Source organism: Azospirillum lipoferum, assembly GCF_024170005.1.
GTDB classification, from domain to species: domain Bacteria; phylum Pseudomonadota; class Alphaproteobacteria; order Azospirillales; family Azospirillaceae; genus Azospirillum; species Azospirillum lipoferum.
In genome coordinates, this window is record NZ_JALJXJ010000004.1 from 194,896 (window position 1) to 211,177 (window position 16,282).

The following is a 16,282-nucleotide window of genomic DNA, read 5'->3' on the forward strand; positions in this document are numbered from 1 at the left end:
ATAACCGGCACCCCCCTGCCGGTTTCCTGTCGGCTTTCAGGGCGCCGCTTCGTCCAGGCTGCGGGATAAGAGGCCGGCCTGCTGGGCACGGCGCACGGCATCGGTGCGGTTGCGGGCTCCCAGCTTGCGCAGAATGCGGCGGGTGTGCAGTTTGACCGTCACCTCCTGAAGGCTGAGGTGCCGACCGATCTCCTTGTTGGTCGCGCCGGTGGCGAGCATCGACAGCACCTGCTGCTCCCGGTCGGTCAGGGGCGAGGATGGTGCCCCCTCTCCCTCCAGCGACGGTCCGTCGGCCTCTTCCGCCTCATCGATGTCGAGCGACAGGTCGGTCATGTGCAGCAGGTCGAGCGCCACGCATTTCGGCACGAAGCTGCCGCCTTCGGCCACCAGACGCAGGGCCTGGGCCAGAACACGGCGCGGCGTGGTCTTCGGCAGGAAGGCTTCGGCGCCGCAGCGCAGGACCTCCAGGGCGGTCAACGCATCCTCCGCCCCCGTCACGACGGCGACCGGCCCCTGGACCCCCGCCTGGCGAAGCACGCTGATCGGATTGCTTCCCTCCGCGCCCGGCATCCGCCAATCCAGCACGATCAGGTCGTAACGGAAGAGCATCGCGGGGGTGCCGCCATCCTGTACCGATACCGAAGGCGCCGCCGCAGGCAATTCAAGCAGCGAGCCGATGCAGCCGATTTCCGCATCCGGCCAGGCCTGGCGGATCGACAGCTCCAACGCGTCCCGGAACAGGGGATGGTCGTCCGCCACCAAGATCTTCATCAACCAGCCTCCGCCACCCTCGGCAACCGCTCATCCCATGGTATCAACATTCGCTGTTATGCCGGACGAAATCTTAAGTTTTCGTGGCTTCCCCATATTTCACGTCAGTCATATTTGACTGACGACTCATATTTCCCTGACCGCGGGATAATATCCCCGCTATCCCGTTTCCCGTCCCTGCTATCCCTGACACAGCGGGTACACACCCCGGTGGCCGGATATGCTGAACCTTAGCGATTTCTCTCCGGCGCACCCCGCCGGTCGGACGGCGGACCACGGAAGCGGCAACCATGGAAATGACCCTGTACGAGCTGCGGGCCCGGCCCGCCTCCTCCCCCACGACCGAAACCGCCCCGTCCGTCCTGCTGGTCGACGACGACCCCGACTTCCGCGGGATGGTGCGCATCGCCTTCCAGCGCGCCGGCTACACCGTTCACGAGGCGGAGAACGGCAACGCGGCGCTGGACGTCCTGGCCGGCCATCCGGTGGATCTGGTGGTGACCGACATCATCATGCCGGAGGCCGACGGGTACGAGGTCATCCTGCGGCTGAAAGGACAACAGTCGCGCCCGCCGCTGATCGCGGTGACCGGCGGCAGCCTGCGCCTGCGGCTGGAGCTGCCGGGAATGGCCCGCCTGCTGGGGGCCGATGCGGCCTTCGAGAAGCCGGTCGACCTGAAGGCCCTGCTGGCCGAAGCCGGCCGGCTGGTCGCTGCGCACCGGAAGGCCGGACGGACGGCGGCGGAAGATAAAGGGGGGGACAGCAAAGCGGATGTCGCAGGATGAACATCCTGATCGTCGACGACGACCGCACGAACCTGCTGATCATGGCCGCCATCGTCCGCCGCATGGACGATGCGGAGCCGGTGACCATGAGCAACCCGCTGGACGCCGTCGAATGGCTGCGCGGGAACGAGCCGGACCTGATCCTTCTGGACCAGATGATGCCGGAGATGGACGGCATCGACCTGCTGCGCCGCATCCGCGACGATGCGCGGCTGGACACCGTGCCGGTGGTGATGATCACCGCCAACACGGCGGTCGACATCCGCGTGCGGGCTCTGGACGAGGGCTGCAGCGATTTCCTGACCAAGCCGGTCGTCGTGCCGGAGGTGCAGGCCCGCCTGCGCAACCTGCTGGCCCTGCGCCAGAGCCGCGCCCTGCTGCGCGACCGCGCCGCCCTGCTGGCCGCCGAGGTGGAGCGGGTGACCGCCGCGCTCCAGCGCCAGGGGAAGGAACTGGTCAGCCGCCTGTCGCGCGCCGCCGAGTACCGCGATCCGGAAACCGGTGCCCACATCGAACGGATGGCACTCTATTCAAGGCTGATCGCCGAGGTTGCCGGCTGCGGCGGCGCCTTTGCCTGGGAGCTGATGAAGGCGGCACCGATGCACGACATCGGCAAGATCGGGATCCCCGACATGATCCTGCTGAAGCCGGGCCGGCTGACGCCGGAGGAGATGACGGTGATGCGCCAGCACGCCACCATCGGCCACCGCATCCTGGCGGATAGCGACATCCCGCTTCTGCGGCTGGCCTCGGAGATCGCCGTCAGCCACCACGAGAAGTTCGACGGCAGCGGCTATCCCAACCGCCTGTCCGGGACCGCCATCCCGCTGTCCGGCCGCATCGTCGCCATCGCAGACGTGTTCGACGCCCTGACCTCCACCCGCCCCTACAAGCGGTCCTGGACGCTGGAGGAGGCGCGCGCCTTCATGGTCGAGAACAGCGGCCGCCATTTCGACCCGTCGCTGCTGGACGCCTTCCTGTCGCGCTGGGACGAGGTGTGCAGGATCCACCGCGAGAACGCCGACGAACTGCCGGAGTTCACACCAGAAGAGGCGTGAGGGCCGCGAACGCCCTCAGTTCACGATGCGCCACGTCCCGTCGGACTGGAGGCAGGCGGTGCCGTAGACCGGCTGCGACCGGCCGCCGACCATGGCGCGGCTCTGGTATTCACGGCATTGCTGGCCGTTGCGCGAATAATAGACCGGGCCTGCCGGATCGGCGCTGACGGCGGCCGGGGGCGGAGCATAATACTGCACCGCAGGCGGCGGCGCATAGACGACCGGCGGCGGCGCGTAATACTGCACCACCGGCGGGGGCGGCGCGTAGTAGTAGCGGTAGGGGTGGTAATAGCCGTAGGCCGGGAAAACCGGTCCGACGCCGATGCCGACCGACACCGAGGTGCGCGCCTGTGCCGCACCCGGAACGGACATCACAGCAGCTGCGGCCGCAACCGCCAGCATCGCAGCACCCAGGGCGACCGCTCTCCGCACCGTCTTCATCCCTCATCTCCCGGTCTCTATGTCCCGGCTGCGGCCCGCGGGAACCGTCCCGCCGACCGTCTGACACAGGATGGCATCATACACCGGTCCCGCGGCGCATCACAGAGGCTGCGCGCGGGGAGCCGTATGCAGGACCGTCAGATGTCGAGCGGCAGATTGTCGGGGTCGAAGCCCAACTGCTCGACGATGGCGCGGGCGAGCGGAATGCTGGTCTCGAACCGCCACTCGGCCATGCCGGGGCGGTATTCCGACACGTTCGGGCGGCCATTGGCGAAGCGGCGCGGATGCAGCTCGTACCAATAGATGTCGCTCAGCGACACGCCCTGTTCCTTCGCATAGGCCTCGGCGATGCGGGGCCAGTCATTCACGGCCGGCTGGGGAGACCCGGCCGCCTTGGCGATGTCGGTCTGTTCCAGGAAAGCGACGATGCGCTTCCCCTCGCGCTCGAAATCGGCGACCCGGATGGTGACGGGCTGCTTTCCTTCACGCTGATAGGTCCACTCGCGGTTCTTTTCGACCAAGGCCTTGTCCACGGCAAATGCTCCGGTTCACTCCTGCAAAGGCTAACCGACAGGCCCGCCTTAATCCAACTGTTCCGTTGCCTTTCCGGAACGGGCACGAGCCCTTGGGCCCTGCGCCGCCCGGCAAGGCGGATCAAAGGTTACCAAAGCACGCCGCTTTTTCTTTGTACACGGGAATTGTGACGCCCGGCCCTCGCCGGGCGCCCTTCTTTCCTTCCGTCCATTGCCCTCCGGTCAATAACCCCCTCGGTACCCCCCTCAGTAGCCCAAAGTCATGCCGTCCGGATTGCGCGGGTCGGAATAGCCGTACAGCCCGTCCTCGCGCAGCTGGATGGTCTGGGTGCGGCCCATCGTCGGCTTCACCGCCACCTTGTGGCCCATCCCCTCCAGCAGGCGGACGGTGTCGGGGCTCAGGCCCTTTTCCACCCGCAGCTCGTCGGGGGTCCACTGATGATGGACGCGCGGCAGGGCGGCGGCCTCGGCCGGGTTCATGCCGAAGTCGATATGGTCGATCACCGTTTCCATGGTGGTGGTGATGATGCGGCTGCCGCCGGGGCTGCCGGTGACCAGCCAGGGCTTGCCGTCCTTCAGCACGATGGTCGGCGACATCGAGCTTAGCGGCCGCTTGAAGGGCTGGACGGCGTTGGCGTCGCCGCCGACCAGGCCGAAGGCGTTGGGCACGCCCGGCTTGGCCGAGAAATCGTCCATCTCGTTGTTCAGCAGGATGCCGGTGCCTTCGGCGACGATGCCGCTGCCGAAATTGAGATTCAGCGTGTAGGTGGTGCTGACGACGTTGCCCTGGTTGTCCGCCACCGAGAAATGGGTGGTCTGGTCGCTCTCGTAGGGGGCCGGCTTGCCGGGCTTGATGCTGCCGGCCGGAGTCGCCTTCTCCGGATCGATCTTCGCCGCCAGCTCGTCGGCGTATTTGCGCGAGGTCAGACCCTTCACCGGCACCTTGGTGAAGTCGGGATCGCCCAGATATTCGGAGCGGTCGGCATAGGCCAGCTTCATCGCCTCCGCCATCAGGTGGATCGACCGGGCGCTGTCGGGGCCATAGTCCTTCAGCGGCCAGCGTTCGAGGATGTTCAGCATCTGGATGATGTGCGTCCCGCCGGAGCTGGGCGGCGGCATCGACTTCACCGTGAAGCCGCGGTAGCTGCCGCTGACCGGCTCGCGCTCCACCACCTTGTAGGCCTTCAGGTCGTCCTTGGTGATGTAGCCGCCATGCTTGGCCATTTCGGCGGCAATCCCGTCGGCGATGGCGCCTTCGTAGAAGGCCTTCGGCCCCTGCTGGGCGATCATCTCCAGCGAGTTGGCGAGGTCGGCGTTGGCCAGCGTCTCGCCGGCGGTCAGCGGACGGCCGTCCTTGAAGAAGATGGCGCGGGTGGCGTCCCAGGCGGCCAGATGGTCGCGCTCGACCTCCAGCAGCCCGGCCAGCTGCGGGGTGACGGCGTAGCCCTCGCGCGCCAGCCTGATCGCCGGGGCCAGCACATCGGCCAGCTTCATCGTGCCGTATTTTTCCAGCGCATGCGCGAGGCCGGCGACGGTGCCGGGGATGCCGACCGCCAGATGGGTGTAGAGCGAGCGGTCGGGGACGACCTTGCCCTGCTGGTCCAGATACATGTCGCGAAAGGCCTTGGCCGGCGCCATTTCGCGGAAGTCGATGGCGACGTCCTTGCCGCTCCTGGCGTCATGGACGACCATGAAGCCGCCGCCGCCGATGTTGCCGGCATTCGGCAGCACCACCGCCAGGGCGAAGCCGACCGCCACCGCCGCATCGACCGCATTGCCGCCGCGCTTCAGGATGTCGACGCCGATCTCGGTCGCCAGCCGGTGTTCGGAGGCGACCATCCCGTTCTGGCTGCGGACGGGATAGAAGATGCCGTAGCCGATGTCGTAGCGGACCGAAGCCGATGCCGGGACCGCAGCATTCTGGGCGAGCGCCGGCACCGGCGGCACCAGGGCGGAGCCGACGCAGAGCGCCGCCACCGCCGCAATGGTGGAACGGGATCGGAAAGCGGGGAACCACATACGGTGAGACTCCTGAGCGGGACGTCAGGTCGGGGGCTGCGGACCGGGTTCCGCAGGATGTCACACCCGCGGTCTCCGGTCTTCACCCCGTCGCTGGGCCGCCCAACAATTCACCAACAGGGTTAATGGTATCGCGCAGTTTCGTGAATGGAATGCGACAGCCGGTGAATGGATGGCGTCCGTTCCGCTGCGGATCAGTAGGTCTCCGCCATGCGCGACCGGGCCATGTCGTGCGACTCGCCATGGGAACCGCCGCCATTGGAAGCGCCATGGCCCAGCCGGTCCTGCTGGCCGCCGGACAGGCGTTCCTTGACCGGGCAATGGCCGCTCATGCCACGGGCGACCAGGGCGGCGCCGACCAGCCCCATGATGGCGCCGGGAATGCTGGCACCCTTGCGCAGGCCACCCGCCGCGACGGCAAGGCCGAGGCCGGTCGAGACGATGCGCTCGCCCATGCCCAGGTTGGTGTGGCCTTCGAACACGCTGTCATAGGCGTTGCGGATCGTGGATTGGGCGTTCATGGCTGCTCCGGGGCTGAAATGGACTGGGACCGCCCTTCCAACGCCATGGCGCCCTTCCGTGTTCCCTCGGGCGTGTTCCCCTGGAGGCTTCCCCTGGGGGTCACCCTTCCACCGCCGCCATGTCGCGGATGGAGCGGACCAGCCGCGACGGCTCGACCGGCTTGGACAGCACGGTCAGCGCCACCTCCTGCGCCGCGGCGGTGGAGGTCAGATCCTCGGCATAGCCGGTGACCATCAGGATCGGCGTCTCGTCGTGCCGGGCGCGCAGGGTGCGGGCCATGTCCAGCCCGGTCATCCCCGGCATCATATGGTCGGTGACGATCACGTCCGGCCGGAACCCGTGGTCGAGCAGCGACAGCGCCGCCGCCGCGTCGGCCGCCTCGCGCACCGCGAATCCCGCCTGTTCCAGATAGCCCGCGGTGGCGCTGCGCACCAGTTCCTCGTCATCCACCAGCAGGACGGCACAACCGGCGCCCATCGCGACCGCATCCCCTGCCGTCTCCTTCGCCACCGGCGGAGGCGGCGGCGCGGCAGGCGCATCCGCTTCCTGCAAGGCGCGCGGCAGATAGAGCGTCACCGTGGTGCCCAGCCCCGGCCGGCTGTCCAGCTCCACTCCGCCACCGGACTGGGTCGCCAGCCCATGCACCATGCTGAGGCCCAGCCCGGTGCCGCGCCCGACCTCCTTGGTGGTGAAGAAGGGTTCGAAGGCGCGGGCCGCCACGTCGGCCGGCATGCCGGTGCCGGTGTCGCGCACCCGCAGAACCACATAATCGCCGGCGTCCAGCCCCTCCACCTGCATCGGCAGCGGCCCGGCGCCAACCGTCCGGTTGCCGGCCAGGATCCACAGCGTGCCGCCGCCGGGCATGGCGTCGCGGGCGTTCAGCGCCAGGTTCAGCACCGCCATTTCCAGCTGGGTCGGGTCGATCATCGCCGGCCACAGGCCGGGCGCCACCTCCGTCTCGATCCGCACCGACTGCCCCAGCGTGCGGCCGAGCAGACGGCTGGTCCGCTCCACCAGAGTCGCGACGTCGACCGGGACGGGACGAAGCTGCTGCCGGCGCGAGAAGGCCAGCAGATGCTGGGTCAGGGTGGCCCCCCGCTCCACCGCCTGCAAGGCCAGCCGCGCCGGGCCGGAGATGCGCTCGTCGTCGGTGCGGCTGTCGATGACGTGCAGGTTGATGCCGATGGCCTGGAGCAGGTTGTTGAAGTCGTGGGCGACGCCGCCGGTCAGCTGACCGATCGCCTCCATCTTCTGGCTCTGGCGCAGGGCATGTTCGGCCTGCTCCCGCCCTTCCACGGCGCGGCGGGCGGCGTCCATCGCCCGGGTCGCCGCCTCGTAGGCGCTGAACTGGCGGGCCAGCGCCCAAAGCGACAGCAGCAGCGCCGCGACGCCAACGGTGCCGGCAGCGCCGATGGTCCAGGCCTGGATGCGCCATTCCTTCAGCACCGCATCCAGCTTGCGCGTCACGTTGACGACCAGCGGATAGTCGGCCAGCGCCTGCGTCGCCACCAGACGGGCGCCGTCGTTCAGCCCGCCGGTCGACAGATAGACGCCCGACCGGCTGCGCTCCAACACCTTCAGGAACTGGCGCTGGCCCAGCGGCCGGCCGATGTCCGGCAGCACCGGATGGCGGGCCAGCAGGAGGCCATCGCGCCGCCACAGGCTGATGCTGCCGTCGCCGTCGGGCTGCAATGCCTGGTAAATCCTCTGGAAATAGCTCAATTCGATGGCACCCAGCACCAACCCGACGAATCTGCCGTCCCGCCCGCTGATCCGGCGGGCGAGATAGACGGTCCAGCTGCCGTTGCCACGGTTCTGCACCGGCTCGCTGATGTAGGGGTCGGTCGTGTCGTGATCGCGCAGGTAAGCGAAGTAATCGCGGTCCGACACGTTGACCGCCGGGATCGGGTAATAGCGCGAGAAATTGATCAGGTGCCCGTCCGCCGCGATCATCGTCACGGCGTCCAGTTGCGGCAGCCCGGTGATGCGCGCCCGCAGCATCTGGTGGGTGTCGCGCCCGCCCATCCGGCGGACATACTCCTCCGGCGTGTCGACCCCGTCCGCCTTCAGCTGCTCGATGATGGTGGTCAGTACCAGATCGACGCTCTGCGTCGCGCTGGCCGTCTGTTCCGCCAGCGACAGGTTCAGGGTGGACAGCTCGCGCTCCGCCCCTTCCAGCTCGCGGTCGCGCATGCTGCCGATGTAATGGATCGTCGCCACCAGCAGCACGGCGACCGACAGCCCGCCGATCAGCAGCAGGACGCGCAGGGGCCGGCTGGCGCGCAGATGCGCCAGCCAATGCCGGATCGGCGGAATCGGCATTCCACCGTCCGGCTGCGTGGTCCTGTCGGAAGAGAGCAAAGCTTGCCTATGGTTTAGTGACGCACTGACCGGCCGGAATGATCCGGACGCCATGGGGCCTCGTCAAGCTCATCGAGGTTAATAGGACCTTGACGCACTTGGTTCCGCCCGCCGGCCCCCAAGCGGTCCCCAATCGTCCGATGATCAGGCCCGCACGCGGGCGGGGGCCGGCAGTTTCAGCACCGACAGCGCCAGCCCGGCGAAGACCAGCAGCCCGCCGGCCAGCTTCGCCGCGGTGAAGGTCTCGCCCAGCAGCAGCGCGCTGGAGCTCATGCCGAAAATGGGGACGAGCAGCGAGAAGGGGGCGACGAGGCTCGCCGGATAATGCCGCATCAGGAAGCCCCAGGCGGCGAAGCCGAACAGCGTCGCCGCCGCCGCGATATAGAGCAGCGAGCCGACCCCGACCAATGTCAGGGTGGTGAAGGCGTGGACGATGCGGTCCGGCCCTTCCAGCGCCAGCGACATCGCCAGCAGCGGCAAGGGCGGGATCAGGCTGACCCAGACCATCAGGCTGAACAGGTCGGGCGCCTTGGCCTGCTTCATCACGATGTTCGACACGCCCCAGGCCGCCGCGGCCGCCATCGTCAGCGCGAGGCCGAGCAGCGAATCGCCGGCCGGCATCTCCAGCGCGATCAGCCCAACGCCGGCGAAGGCCACCAGCATGCCGCCGACCTGCCGCGGCCCCGGCCGGTCGCCCAGCGCGAAGGCGGCGAAGATGGCGGTGAAGAAGGCCTGCGCCTGCAACACCAGCGACGCCAGCCCGGCCGGCATGCCGACGTCGATGCCCAGGAACAGCAGCGGGAACTTCACCACGCCCAGCATGACGCCGATGCCGATCACGTAACGCCAGGGCACCGGCGGCCCCTTGCCCCAGCCCAGCACCACCACCGGCAGCGCCGCCAGCGCGAAGCGCAGGCAGGAGAAGAGCAGCGGCGGGAAATCGCGCAATCCGACCTTGATCGCGACGAAATTGAAGCCCCAGACGGCGGCGACCGCCACGGCGAGCAGGATGTGGGAAGCGCGCATGGTGGGAAAGCTAGCGGCTGGCTGACCGAAGGGTCAATCCATCGCCACCCTGCGCGGGCCGCAGGGCTGCCGCGCGAAGACCGGCGTGGCCTATGGCAACAGGGCCGGATCCCAGTGTTCGACCGCCTTGCCGTCCCGGATGCGCCACATGTCGAACCAAGTGGTGCTGTAGTCGCCAGCCGGATGCTTGGGGTCCTTGACCTGACGGGGATAGGCCACGACGACCAGATCGCCCTCGGCCGTTACGCTGACGATCGGCGTCTTCAGCCTGGCGGGGATCGGCTGCGGCTTCACCTGACGCACCTTGGTGAAGTACTCCACCACGGCGGCCCGGCCGCTGGCTGCGTTGGGGTTGTGCTGGATGTAGCCCTCGCTGAGATAGCGGTCGGCCATCTCCCAATGCCCGGCCTCCAGCAGATCGCGGATGATGCCGTAAACCACCTGCTTGTTGGCGTTCAGCACCGGGTCGGGGCTGGTGAACAGCGCCTCGGCATCGCCGGCGGGCACGACCGCCTCCTGTGCCGTCGCCGGCTGGGCCATCACCGGCTGGACCAGAACGGCGGCCAGAGCCACCGCCACGACGAACAGTCTCTTCATCGTCTCGCTCTTCCCTTCGACAGGCCGTGGTTGCGCATCCGTCCGTCACGACTCCGCATGCAGGATCCGGCATTCGTCCGATGCGTTGATCGCCCAGGACGATCCCGACAGCAGCATCGTGCCGAGATCCCCCAACCCGCTGCTGCGGAAGCTGACGCGGTGGGCACGGGCCAGCGGTTCCATCTCCTCCAGATAGCCCTTGGTCGGCACGGCGACATGGAGGCTGCCGTTGGGCAGCCCGCGGGCGCTCAAGGACAGGCGCGACCCCAGGTCCGTCGTGACGGTCAGGTCATAGCGTTCGCCGGGCTTCACCATCGCCCCGCTGTCCGACGGGGTGAAGCTTGACAGGATGAAGCCCGATTCGGCGGCGGCGGTGCGGAAGGTCAGGCGCGGCGCGGCGTTCTGGCCGACCGAAATTCCGCGCTCGGCAACGCAGAAGCCCTTGCCGCCGGGAGGCGTATGGATGGTGACGGTCCAGCCCTTGCCGGAACTGAAGGGCCTGACCGGCCCGTCCGGCAGCCCGGCCGCGGGCGGGGCTGCGACCGGCGCCGGCGGCACGGTCTCGCAGGCGGACAGCGCCAGCGCCAGGCCGGTCAGCAGGGCCCCGGTCAGCAGGGCCGAAGGCGTCGCCGCCCGGACGGTACGGCGGTCCCGAAAGGCCGGCCGCAGTCGGACGACGGGTGCAGGTTGCTGCCGATCCATCGCGGCGTCCTCCCCATCCCTGAACGTGATGCGGCGACTTCCATACCACGTTCGCATGCCCCCGCGCGACCGTCGCGGGAACCGTTCCGGCTGTGCTAGAACCAGGGGCCCTGTAGCAAGCAAGCCTCCGGTTGCCATGCCCCACGCCGACTTCATCCACCTGCGCGTCCATTCCGCCTATTCGCTGTCGGAAGGTGCGATCAAGGTGAAGGAGCTGGTCAAGCTCTGCCTGAAACAGCAGATGCCGGCCGTCGCGGTCACCGATACCGGCAACCTGTTCGGCGCGCTGGAATTCGCGCTGGCGGCATCGGATGCCGGCGTGCAGCCGATCATCGGCACCGTGCTGGGCATCACCCGCGTCGGCCCGGCCCAGACCAAGCCCGGCCTGCCCGGCAAGGCGGCGGCCACCCCCGACCAGCTCGTCCTGCTCTGCCAGAACGAGGAGGGCTACCGGAATCTGACGGCGCTGGTGTCGAAGGCCTTCCTGGAGTCGGACCCGCTTGCCGGCCCCCAGGTGACGCTCGACGCGCTGGAAGGCCATTCGGCCGGACTGATCGCGCTGACCGGCGGTCCCGGCGGCTCGATCGGCCGGCTGCTGCACGAGGGGCAGAAGGATCTGGCGCTCGACGTTCTGGAGCGTCTGAAGCGGCTGTTCCCCGGCCGCCTCTATGTCGAATTGCAGCGGCACGAGGGCGGGCGCGGCCATTTCGCCGCGGTGGAGAACGCCATCGAGCCGGCGCTGATCGACCTCGCCTACCAGCACGAGCTGCCATTGGTCGCCACCAACGACTGCTATTTCGCGACCGCGGACATGTACGAGGCGCACGACGCGCTGCTCTGCATCGCCGAGGGTGCCTATCTCAGCCAGGAGGACCGCCGCCGCCTGACCCCCGACCACCGGTTCAAGTCGGCGGAGGATATGCGGCTGCTGTTCGCCGATCTGCCGGAGGCATTGGACAACACGGTCGCCATCGCCCGGCGCTGCTCCTTCCTGCTGAAGCCGATCAAGCCGATCCTGCCGCCCTTCGCCTGCGAAGGCGGCCGGACCGAGGACGACGAGCTGCGCGCCCAGTCGCGCGCCGGGCTGGAGGAGCGGCTGGAGAAGGTCGTCTACACCCCGGAGATGACGCCGGAGCAGCGGGCGGAGACCCGCAAAACCTATTTCGAGCGGCTGGAGTTCGAGCTGGACGTCATCGTCAAGATGAAGTTCCCCGGCTACTTCCTGATCGTGTCGGACTTCATCAAATGGGCGAAGAACCACGACATCCCGGTCGGCCCGGGCCGCGGTTCGGGTGCCGGTTCCGTCGTCGCCTGGGCGCTGACCATCACCGACCTCGACCCGTTGCGCTTCGGCCTGCTGTTCGAACGCTTCCTGAACCCGGAACGCGTGTCGATGCCCGACTTCGACATCGACTTCTGCCAGGACCGCCGCGAAGAGGTCATCCGCTACGTCCAGAACAAGTACGGCTACGACCGCGTCGCCCAGATCATCACCTTCGGTAAGCTCCAGGCGCGCGCCGTGCTGCGCGACGTCGGCCGCGTGTTGCAGATGCCCTACGGGCAGGTCGACAAGATCTGCAAGATGGTGCCGAACAACCCGGCCAACCCGGTGACGCTCCAGCAGGCGCTGGACAGCGAGGAGATGCTGCGGCAGGCGCGCGACGGCGACGATACCGTGCGCCACCTGATCGACATCGCGCTGAAGCTGGAGGGCCTCTACCGCCATGCCTCGACCCACGCCGCCGGCGTGGTGATCGGCGACCGGCCCTTGCAGGAACTGGTTCCGCTCTACCGAGACCCGCGGTCGGACATGCCGGTCACCCAGTTCAACATGAAATATGTCGAACAGGCCGGTCTGGTGAAGTTCGACTTCCTGGGTCTGAAGACGCTGACCGTGCTGAAGACGGCGGTCGACCTGATCCCCGGGAAGCCGGATCTGACCACCGTCCCGCTGGACGACGAGAAGAGCTACCAGCTGCTCAGCCGTGCCGAGGCGACCGGCGTGTTCCAGCTGGAAAGCTCGGGCATGCGCGACGTCCTGCGCCGGCTGAAGCCGAACCGGCTGGAGGACATCATCGCGCTGGTGTCGCTCTACCGTCCCGGCCCGATGGACAACATCCCGAAATACATCCGGGTGAAGAACGGCGAGGAAAAAGCCGACTACATGCATGACAGCCTGGAAGGCATCCTGAAGGAGACCTTCGGGATCATGATCTACCAGGAACAGGTCATGCAGATCGCCCAGGTGCTGTCCGGCTATTCGCTGGGCGGCGCCGATCTTCTGCGCCGCGCCATGGGCAAGAAGATCAAGGAGGAGATGGACAACCAGCGCAAGATCTTCTGCGACGGCGCCGAGGCGCGCGGCGTGAAGGCCGATCTGGCCAGCATGATCTTCGATCAGGTCATGAAGTTCGCCGGCTACGGCTTCAACAAGTCGCACGCCGCCGCCTATGCCCTGGTCGCCTACCACACGGCATACTTGAAGGCGAACCACCCGGTGGAGTTCATGGCGGCGTCGATGACGCTCGACCTCGGCAACACCGACAAGCTGAACGTCTTCCGCCAGGAGTTGGCGCGCCTGCGCGTCAAGCTGCTGACCCCGGACATCAACAAATCCGACTCCATCTTCGGGGTGGAGCAGCTGACCGACGGGACCAAGGCGGTGCGCTACGCGCTGGCCGCCGTCAAGGGCGTCGGCCTGCCCGCCATGAAGGCGGTGGTGGAGGAGCGACGGAAGAACGGCCCGTATAAGAGCCTGTTCGACTTCGCCCGCCGGCTCGACCTGAAGACCATCAACAAGCGCCAGCTTGAGAATCTCGCCTGTGCCGGCGCCTTCGACGGGCTGAACCCCAACCGCGCCCAGGTCCATGCCGCGCTGGAGACCATCATCCGCTACGCCCAGGCGGAGGCGGCGGAGCGCGACAGCGGCATCGGCAACCTCTTCGGAGGCGGAGGCGGCGGCCTGCCCGAACCCGAGATGCCCAAGGTCAAGGATTGGGAACCGCTGGAGAAGCTGAAGCACGAGTTCGGCGCCATCGGCTTCTACCTGTCGGCCCACCCGCTGGACGCCTATTCCGGCCCGCTCGGCCGCATGAAGGTGGTTCGCTCGGCCGAACTCCAGACCGCTATCGCGAAGGGCGGCTCCACCCGCTACAAGATGGCGGGCATCGTCGTGTCGAAGAAGGAGAAGACCGCCAAGTCCGGCAACCGCTTCGCCTTCGTCGAGCTGTCGGACGCCACCGGCGGCTATGAGGTAACCCTGTTCTCCGAAGTGCTGGCCGCCAACCGCGACCTGCTGGAACCCGGCCGTCCGGTGCTGATGACGGTGGACGCCCAGCTGAACGGCGAAGAGGTCCGGCTGACCTGCCAGGAAATCAGGCCGCTGGAAGAGGCCGTCGCCTCGGTCAGCGCCGGCCTGCGCGTCGTCCTGCGCGACCCCGGCCCGATCGAACATCTGCGCGCCACGCTCGACCGGCTGTCGCGCGGCAAGAGCCGCATCAATGTGCTGGTGGAGGTCGATCCGCTGAAGGAAATCGAGATCGAGCTGCCCGGCAGCTACACCATCACCGCGCAGAGCCGTTCCGCCCTGAAAGCGGTGCCGGGCGTGGTGGAGGTGGCCGAACTTTGATCGAAACGGCGGCGCCCGCCTTCGGGCGCTTCATCGCCATCGACTGGTCCGGTGCCCGCGGCAAGCGCTATGCCGGCATCGCCGTGGCGGAGTGCAAGGCGGGCGATGCCGCCCCCCGACTGGTAGAAGGACCGGGGGGCTGGTGGTCACGGACGGCGGTGTTCGGGTGGCTGTGCGCGGAACTGCCCCGCGAACCGGCGCTCGTCGGCATCGACTGCGCCTTCTCCCTGCCCTTCGCGGTAGCGGCATGCGGCTTTCCTGGCCGGCAGGCGACCGCCTTCGACCTGTGGGATGCGGTCGAGGAGGTCTGCGCGGCGGAGCCCGACTTCGGCGGCGGTCCCTTCGCCAGCCATCCGCTGCACGGGGGTGGTTTCTGGCATGGCGGACCGCAGCCGGACTGGTACCAGGATCCGCACCGCGCCACCGAATGGGCCTGCCGCGCCGACGGGCTGGGCCACCCGCAGAGCCCCTACAAGCTGATCGGCTCGCGTCAGGTTGGCAAGGGTGCGCTGGCCGGCATGCGGGTGCTGCGTGCCCTGCGGGCCGCCCTGCCCGGCCGGCTGACGGTCTGGCCCTTCGAGGAACCAGCGCCCGGCGCCAGCGTGATGGTCGAGATCTACCCCCGCCTGTTCCTGAAACACACCGGCTTCGGCCAGCGCAAGATCCGCGACGGTGCCGAAATGGACGAGGCGCTGCGCCGGCTGGGCTCGCAGCCGCTGGAGCGGGCCGGGCCGGTCAGCGACCATGACAGCGACGCGCTGGTGTCGGCCGCCGGCCTGCGCTGGCTCGCCGGACTGCCGCAGGCCTGGGCTCCGCCGGGGTTGGACGATATTGCGCGGCGGCAGGAGGGGTGGATTTTCGGGGTGGGAATGACCGGATCATGAGCGCAATCGGCATCACGCCGGCACGGGGGCTCGCACGGGCTGGCCGCCGCCCGGCGATCGACGTGGCGCGCGGGCTGGCGCTGCTGGCGATGGCGGCCTATCACGGCAGCTGGGACGCCACCTATTTCGGCCTTGCCGGCTTCGATCTGCTGGACAACCCGTTGTGGCTGGCCGCCCGCACGGTGATCCTGTCGAGCTTCCTGCTGCTGGCCGGCATCGGGCTGGTGCTGGCGACCCGCGACGGGTTGGATGGCGGACGCTTCCTGCGCCGGCTGGGACGGGTGGCGGCGGGGGCCGCGGCGGTGTCGGCGGCCTCCTATGCCCTGTTCCCCGACAGCCCGATCTTCTTCGGCGTGCTCCACCACATCGCGGTGGCGAGCGTCATCGGCCTCGGCTTTGTCCGCCTGCCTGCCATTGTGACCCTGGCGGCGGCGGTCGCGGCGGTGCTGGTCGGGACGACGCAATCCTTCCCGCTGTTCGACAGCCCCTGGCTCCGCTGGATCGGACTGACGACTGTGGCGCCGGATTCCAACGATTTCGTCCCGCTTCTGCCCTGGATCGGCGGTGTTCTGGCCGGAATCGGACTTGGCCGGCTGTGGCCGGGACTGGGGCAGGGCGTTGCGGTGACCGGCCACGCCGGGCGGCTGCTCGCCTTCGCCGGACGGCACAGCCTTGCCGTCTATCTGCTGCACCAGCCGCTGTTGTTCGGGATTGCCTGGGCCGTGGCGCAGCTGATGCCGGCGGAGACGCTGGCCGTGCGCAGTTTCCAGGCGTCCTGCGTGGCGAGCTGCGAGCGCGCCGGCGTGGCGAGGACCACCTGCACCGCCAACTGCGGCTGCGTTCAGTCCGAATTGGCGCGCAACGGACTATGGGAGGGTTTCGTCGCCAACCGCCTCAGCGAGCGCGATCAGCGCGGGCTGCAGGCGGCGGTCGCGGCCTGCAGCAAGCCCTGACG

Annotated in this window: 14 protein-coding genes; 5 read left to right on the plus strand and 9 right to left on the minus strand. The window is 68.3% G+C overall.

The window, feature by feature from the left end; translation table 11 throughout:
• Positions 1-36: 36 nt before the first annotated feature.
• Positions 37-771, minus strand: a complete 735-nt coding sequence (locus J2848_RS11030; RefSeq protein WP_149231057.1) for a LuxR C-terminal-related transcriptional regulator — start codon at positions 769-771, stop codon at positions 37-39.
• A gap of 290 nt (positions 772-1,061) precedes the next feature.
• On the opposite strand from J2848_RS11030, the gene J2848_RS11035 reads away from it, so the two are divergent.
• Positions 1,062-1,556, plus strand: coding sequence for a response regulator (locus J2848_RS11035; protein WP_149231058.1), 495 nt, complete (start codon positions 1,062-1,064; stop codon positions 1,554-1,556).
• On the plus strand, positions 1,553-2,614 hold the full coding sequence (locus tag J2848_RS11040; protein WP_149231059.1) for an HD domain-containing phosphohydrolase: 1,062 nt from the start codon (positions 1,553-1,555) through the stop codon (positions 2,612-2,614). The genes J2848_RS11035 and J2848_RS11040 overlap by 4 nt, the downstream gene beginning before the upstream one ends.
• Before the next feature lie 15 nt (positions 2,615-2,629).
• Here the strand turns inward: J2848_RS11040 and J2848_RS11045 are convergent, their stop codons facing one another.
• The 8 genes from J2848_RS11045 to J2848_RS11080 form a co-directional block, all read right to left on the minus strand.
• Positions 2,630-3,055: an RT0821/Lpp0805 family surface protein gene (locus J2848_RS11045; protein ID WP_149231060.1), complete on the minus strand. Its 426-nt coding sequence runs from the start codon at positions 3,053-3,055 to the stop codon at positions 2,630-2,632.
• Positions 3,056-3,192: 137 nt separating this feature from the next.
• Positions 3,193-3,588, minus strand: a complete 396-nt coding sequence (locus J2848_RS11050; RefSeq protein WP_109085915.1) for a hypothetical protein — start codon at positions 3,586-3,588, stop codon at positions 3,193-3,195.
• Between the two features lie 246 nt (positions 3,589-3,834).
• Positions 3,835-5,607 carry a gamma-glutamyltransferase gene (gene ggt / locus J2848_RS11055; RefSeq protein ID WP_149231061.1) on the minus strand — a complete coding sequence of 591 codons (1,773 nt, stop codon included), beginning with the start codon at positions 5,605-5,607 and terminating at the stop codon, positions 3,835-3,837.
• 194 nt (positions 5,608-5,801) lie between these two features.
• The gene (locus J2848_RS11060; RefSeq protein ID WP_149231062.1) at positions 5,802-6,128 is read right to left on the minus strand and encodes a YgaP family membrane protein; all 327 of its coding nucleotides are present in this window, start codon (positions 6,126-6,128) and stop codon (positions 5,802-5,804) included.
• Between the two features lie 100 nt (positions 6,129-6,228).
• Positions 6,229-8,451 (minus strand): hybrid sensor histidine kinase/response regulator family protein, encoded by a 2,223-nt coding sequence (locus tag J2848_RS11065; protein ID WP_170307021.1) that lies wholly within the window; start codon positions 8,449-8,451, stop codon positions 6,229-6,231.
• A gap of 183 nt (positions 8,452-8,634) precedes the next feature.
• The gene (locus tag J2848_RS11070; protein ID WP_149231064.1) at positions 8,635-9,516 is read right to left on the minus strand and encodes an EamA family transporter; all 882 of its coding nucleotides are present in this window, start codon (positions 9,514-9,516) and stop codon (positions 8,635-8,637) included.
• A 90-nt stretch (positions 9,517-9,606) separates the two neighbouring features.
• A complete protein-coding gene (locus J2848_RS11075) occupies positions 9,607-10,113 on the minus strand; it encodes a nuclear transport factor 2 family protein (RefSeq protein ID WP_149231065.1) in 507 nt (168 codons plus the stop codon).
• A gap of 45 nt (positions 10,114-10,158) precedes the next feature.
• Entirely contained in the window at positions 10,159-10,815 is a 657-nt protein-coding gene (locus J2848_RS11080; RefSeq protein WP_149231066.1) for a hypothetical protein, read from the minus strand.
• A gap of 136 nt (positions 10,816-10,951) precedes the next feature.
• Between J2848_RS11080 and dnaE the strand changes: the two genes are divergently transcribed.
• Genes dnaE through J2848_RS11095 form a run of 3 tightly spaced genes read left to right on the plus strand, consistent with a single transcriptional unit; the run spans position 10,952 to position 16,280 of the window.
• On the plus strand, positions 10,952-14,443 hold the full coding sequence (dnaE, locus tag J2848_RS11085) for a DNA polymerase III subunit alpha (RefSeq protein ID WP_149231067.1): 3,492 nt from the start codon (positions 10,952-10,954) through the stop codon (positions 14,441-14,443).
• Positions 14,440-15,327 (plus strand): hypothetical protein, encoded by an 888-nt coding sequence (locus J2848_RS11090; RefSeq protein ID WP_149231068.1) that lies wholly within the window; start codon positions 14,440-14,442, stop codon positions 15,325-15,327. Before dnaE ends, J2848_RS11090 begins: the two co-directional genes overlap by 4 nt.
• Positions 15,324-16,280, plus strand: a complete 957-nt coding sequence (locus J2848_RS11095; protein ID WP_149231069.1) for an acetyltransferase domain-containing protein — start codon at positions 15,324-15,326, stop codon at positions 16,278-16,280. Before J2848_RS11090 ends, J2848_RS11095 begins: the two co-directional genes overlap by 4 nt.
• Positions 16,281-16,282 lie beyond the last annotated feature (2 nt).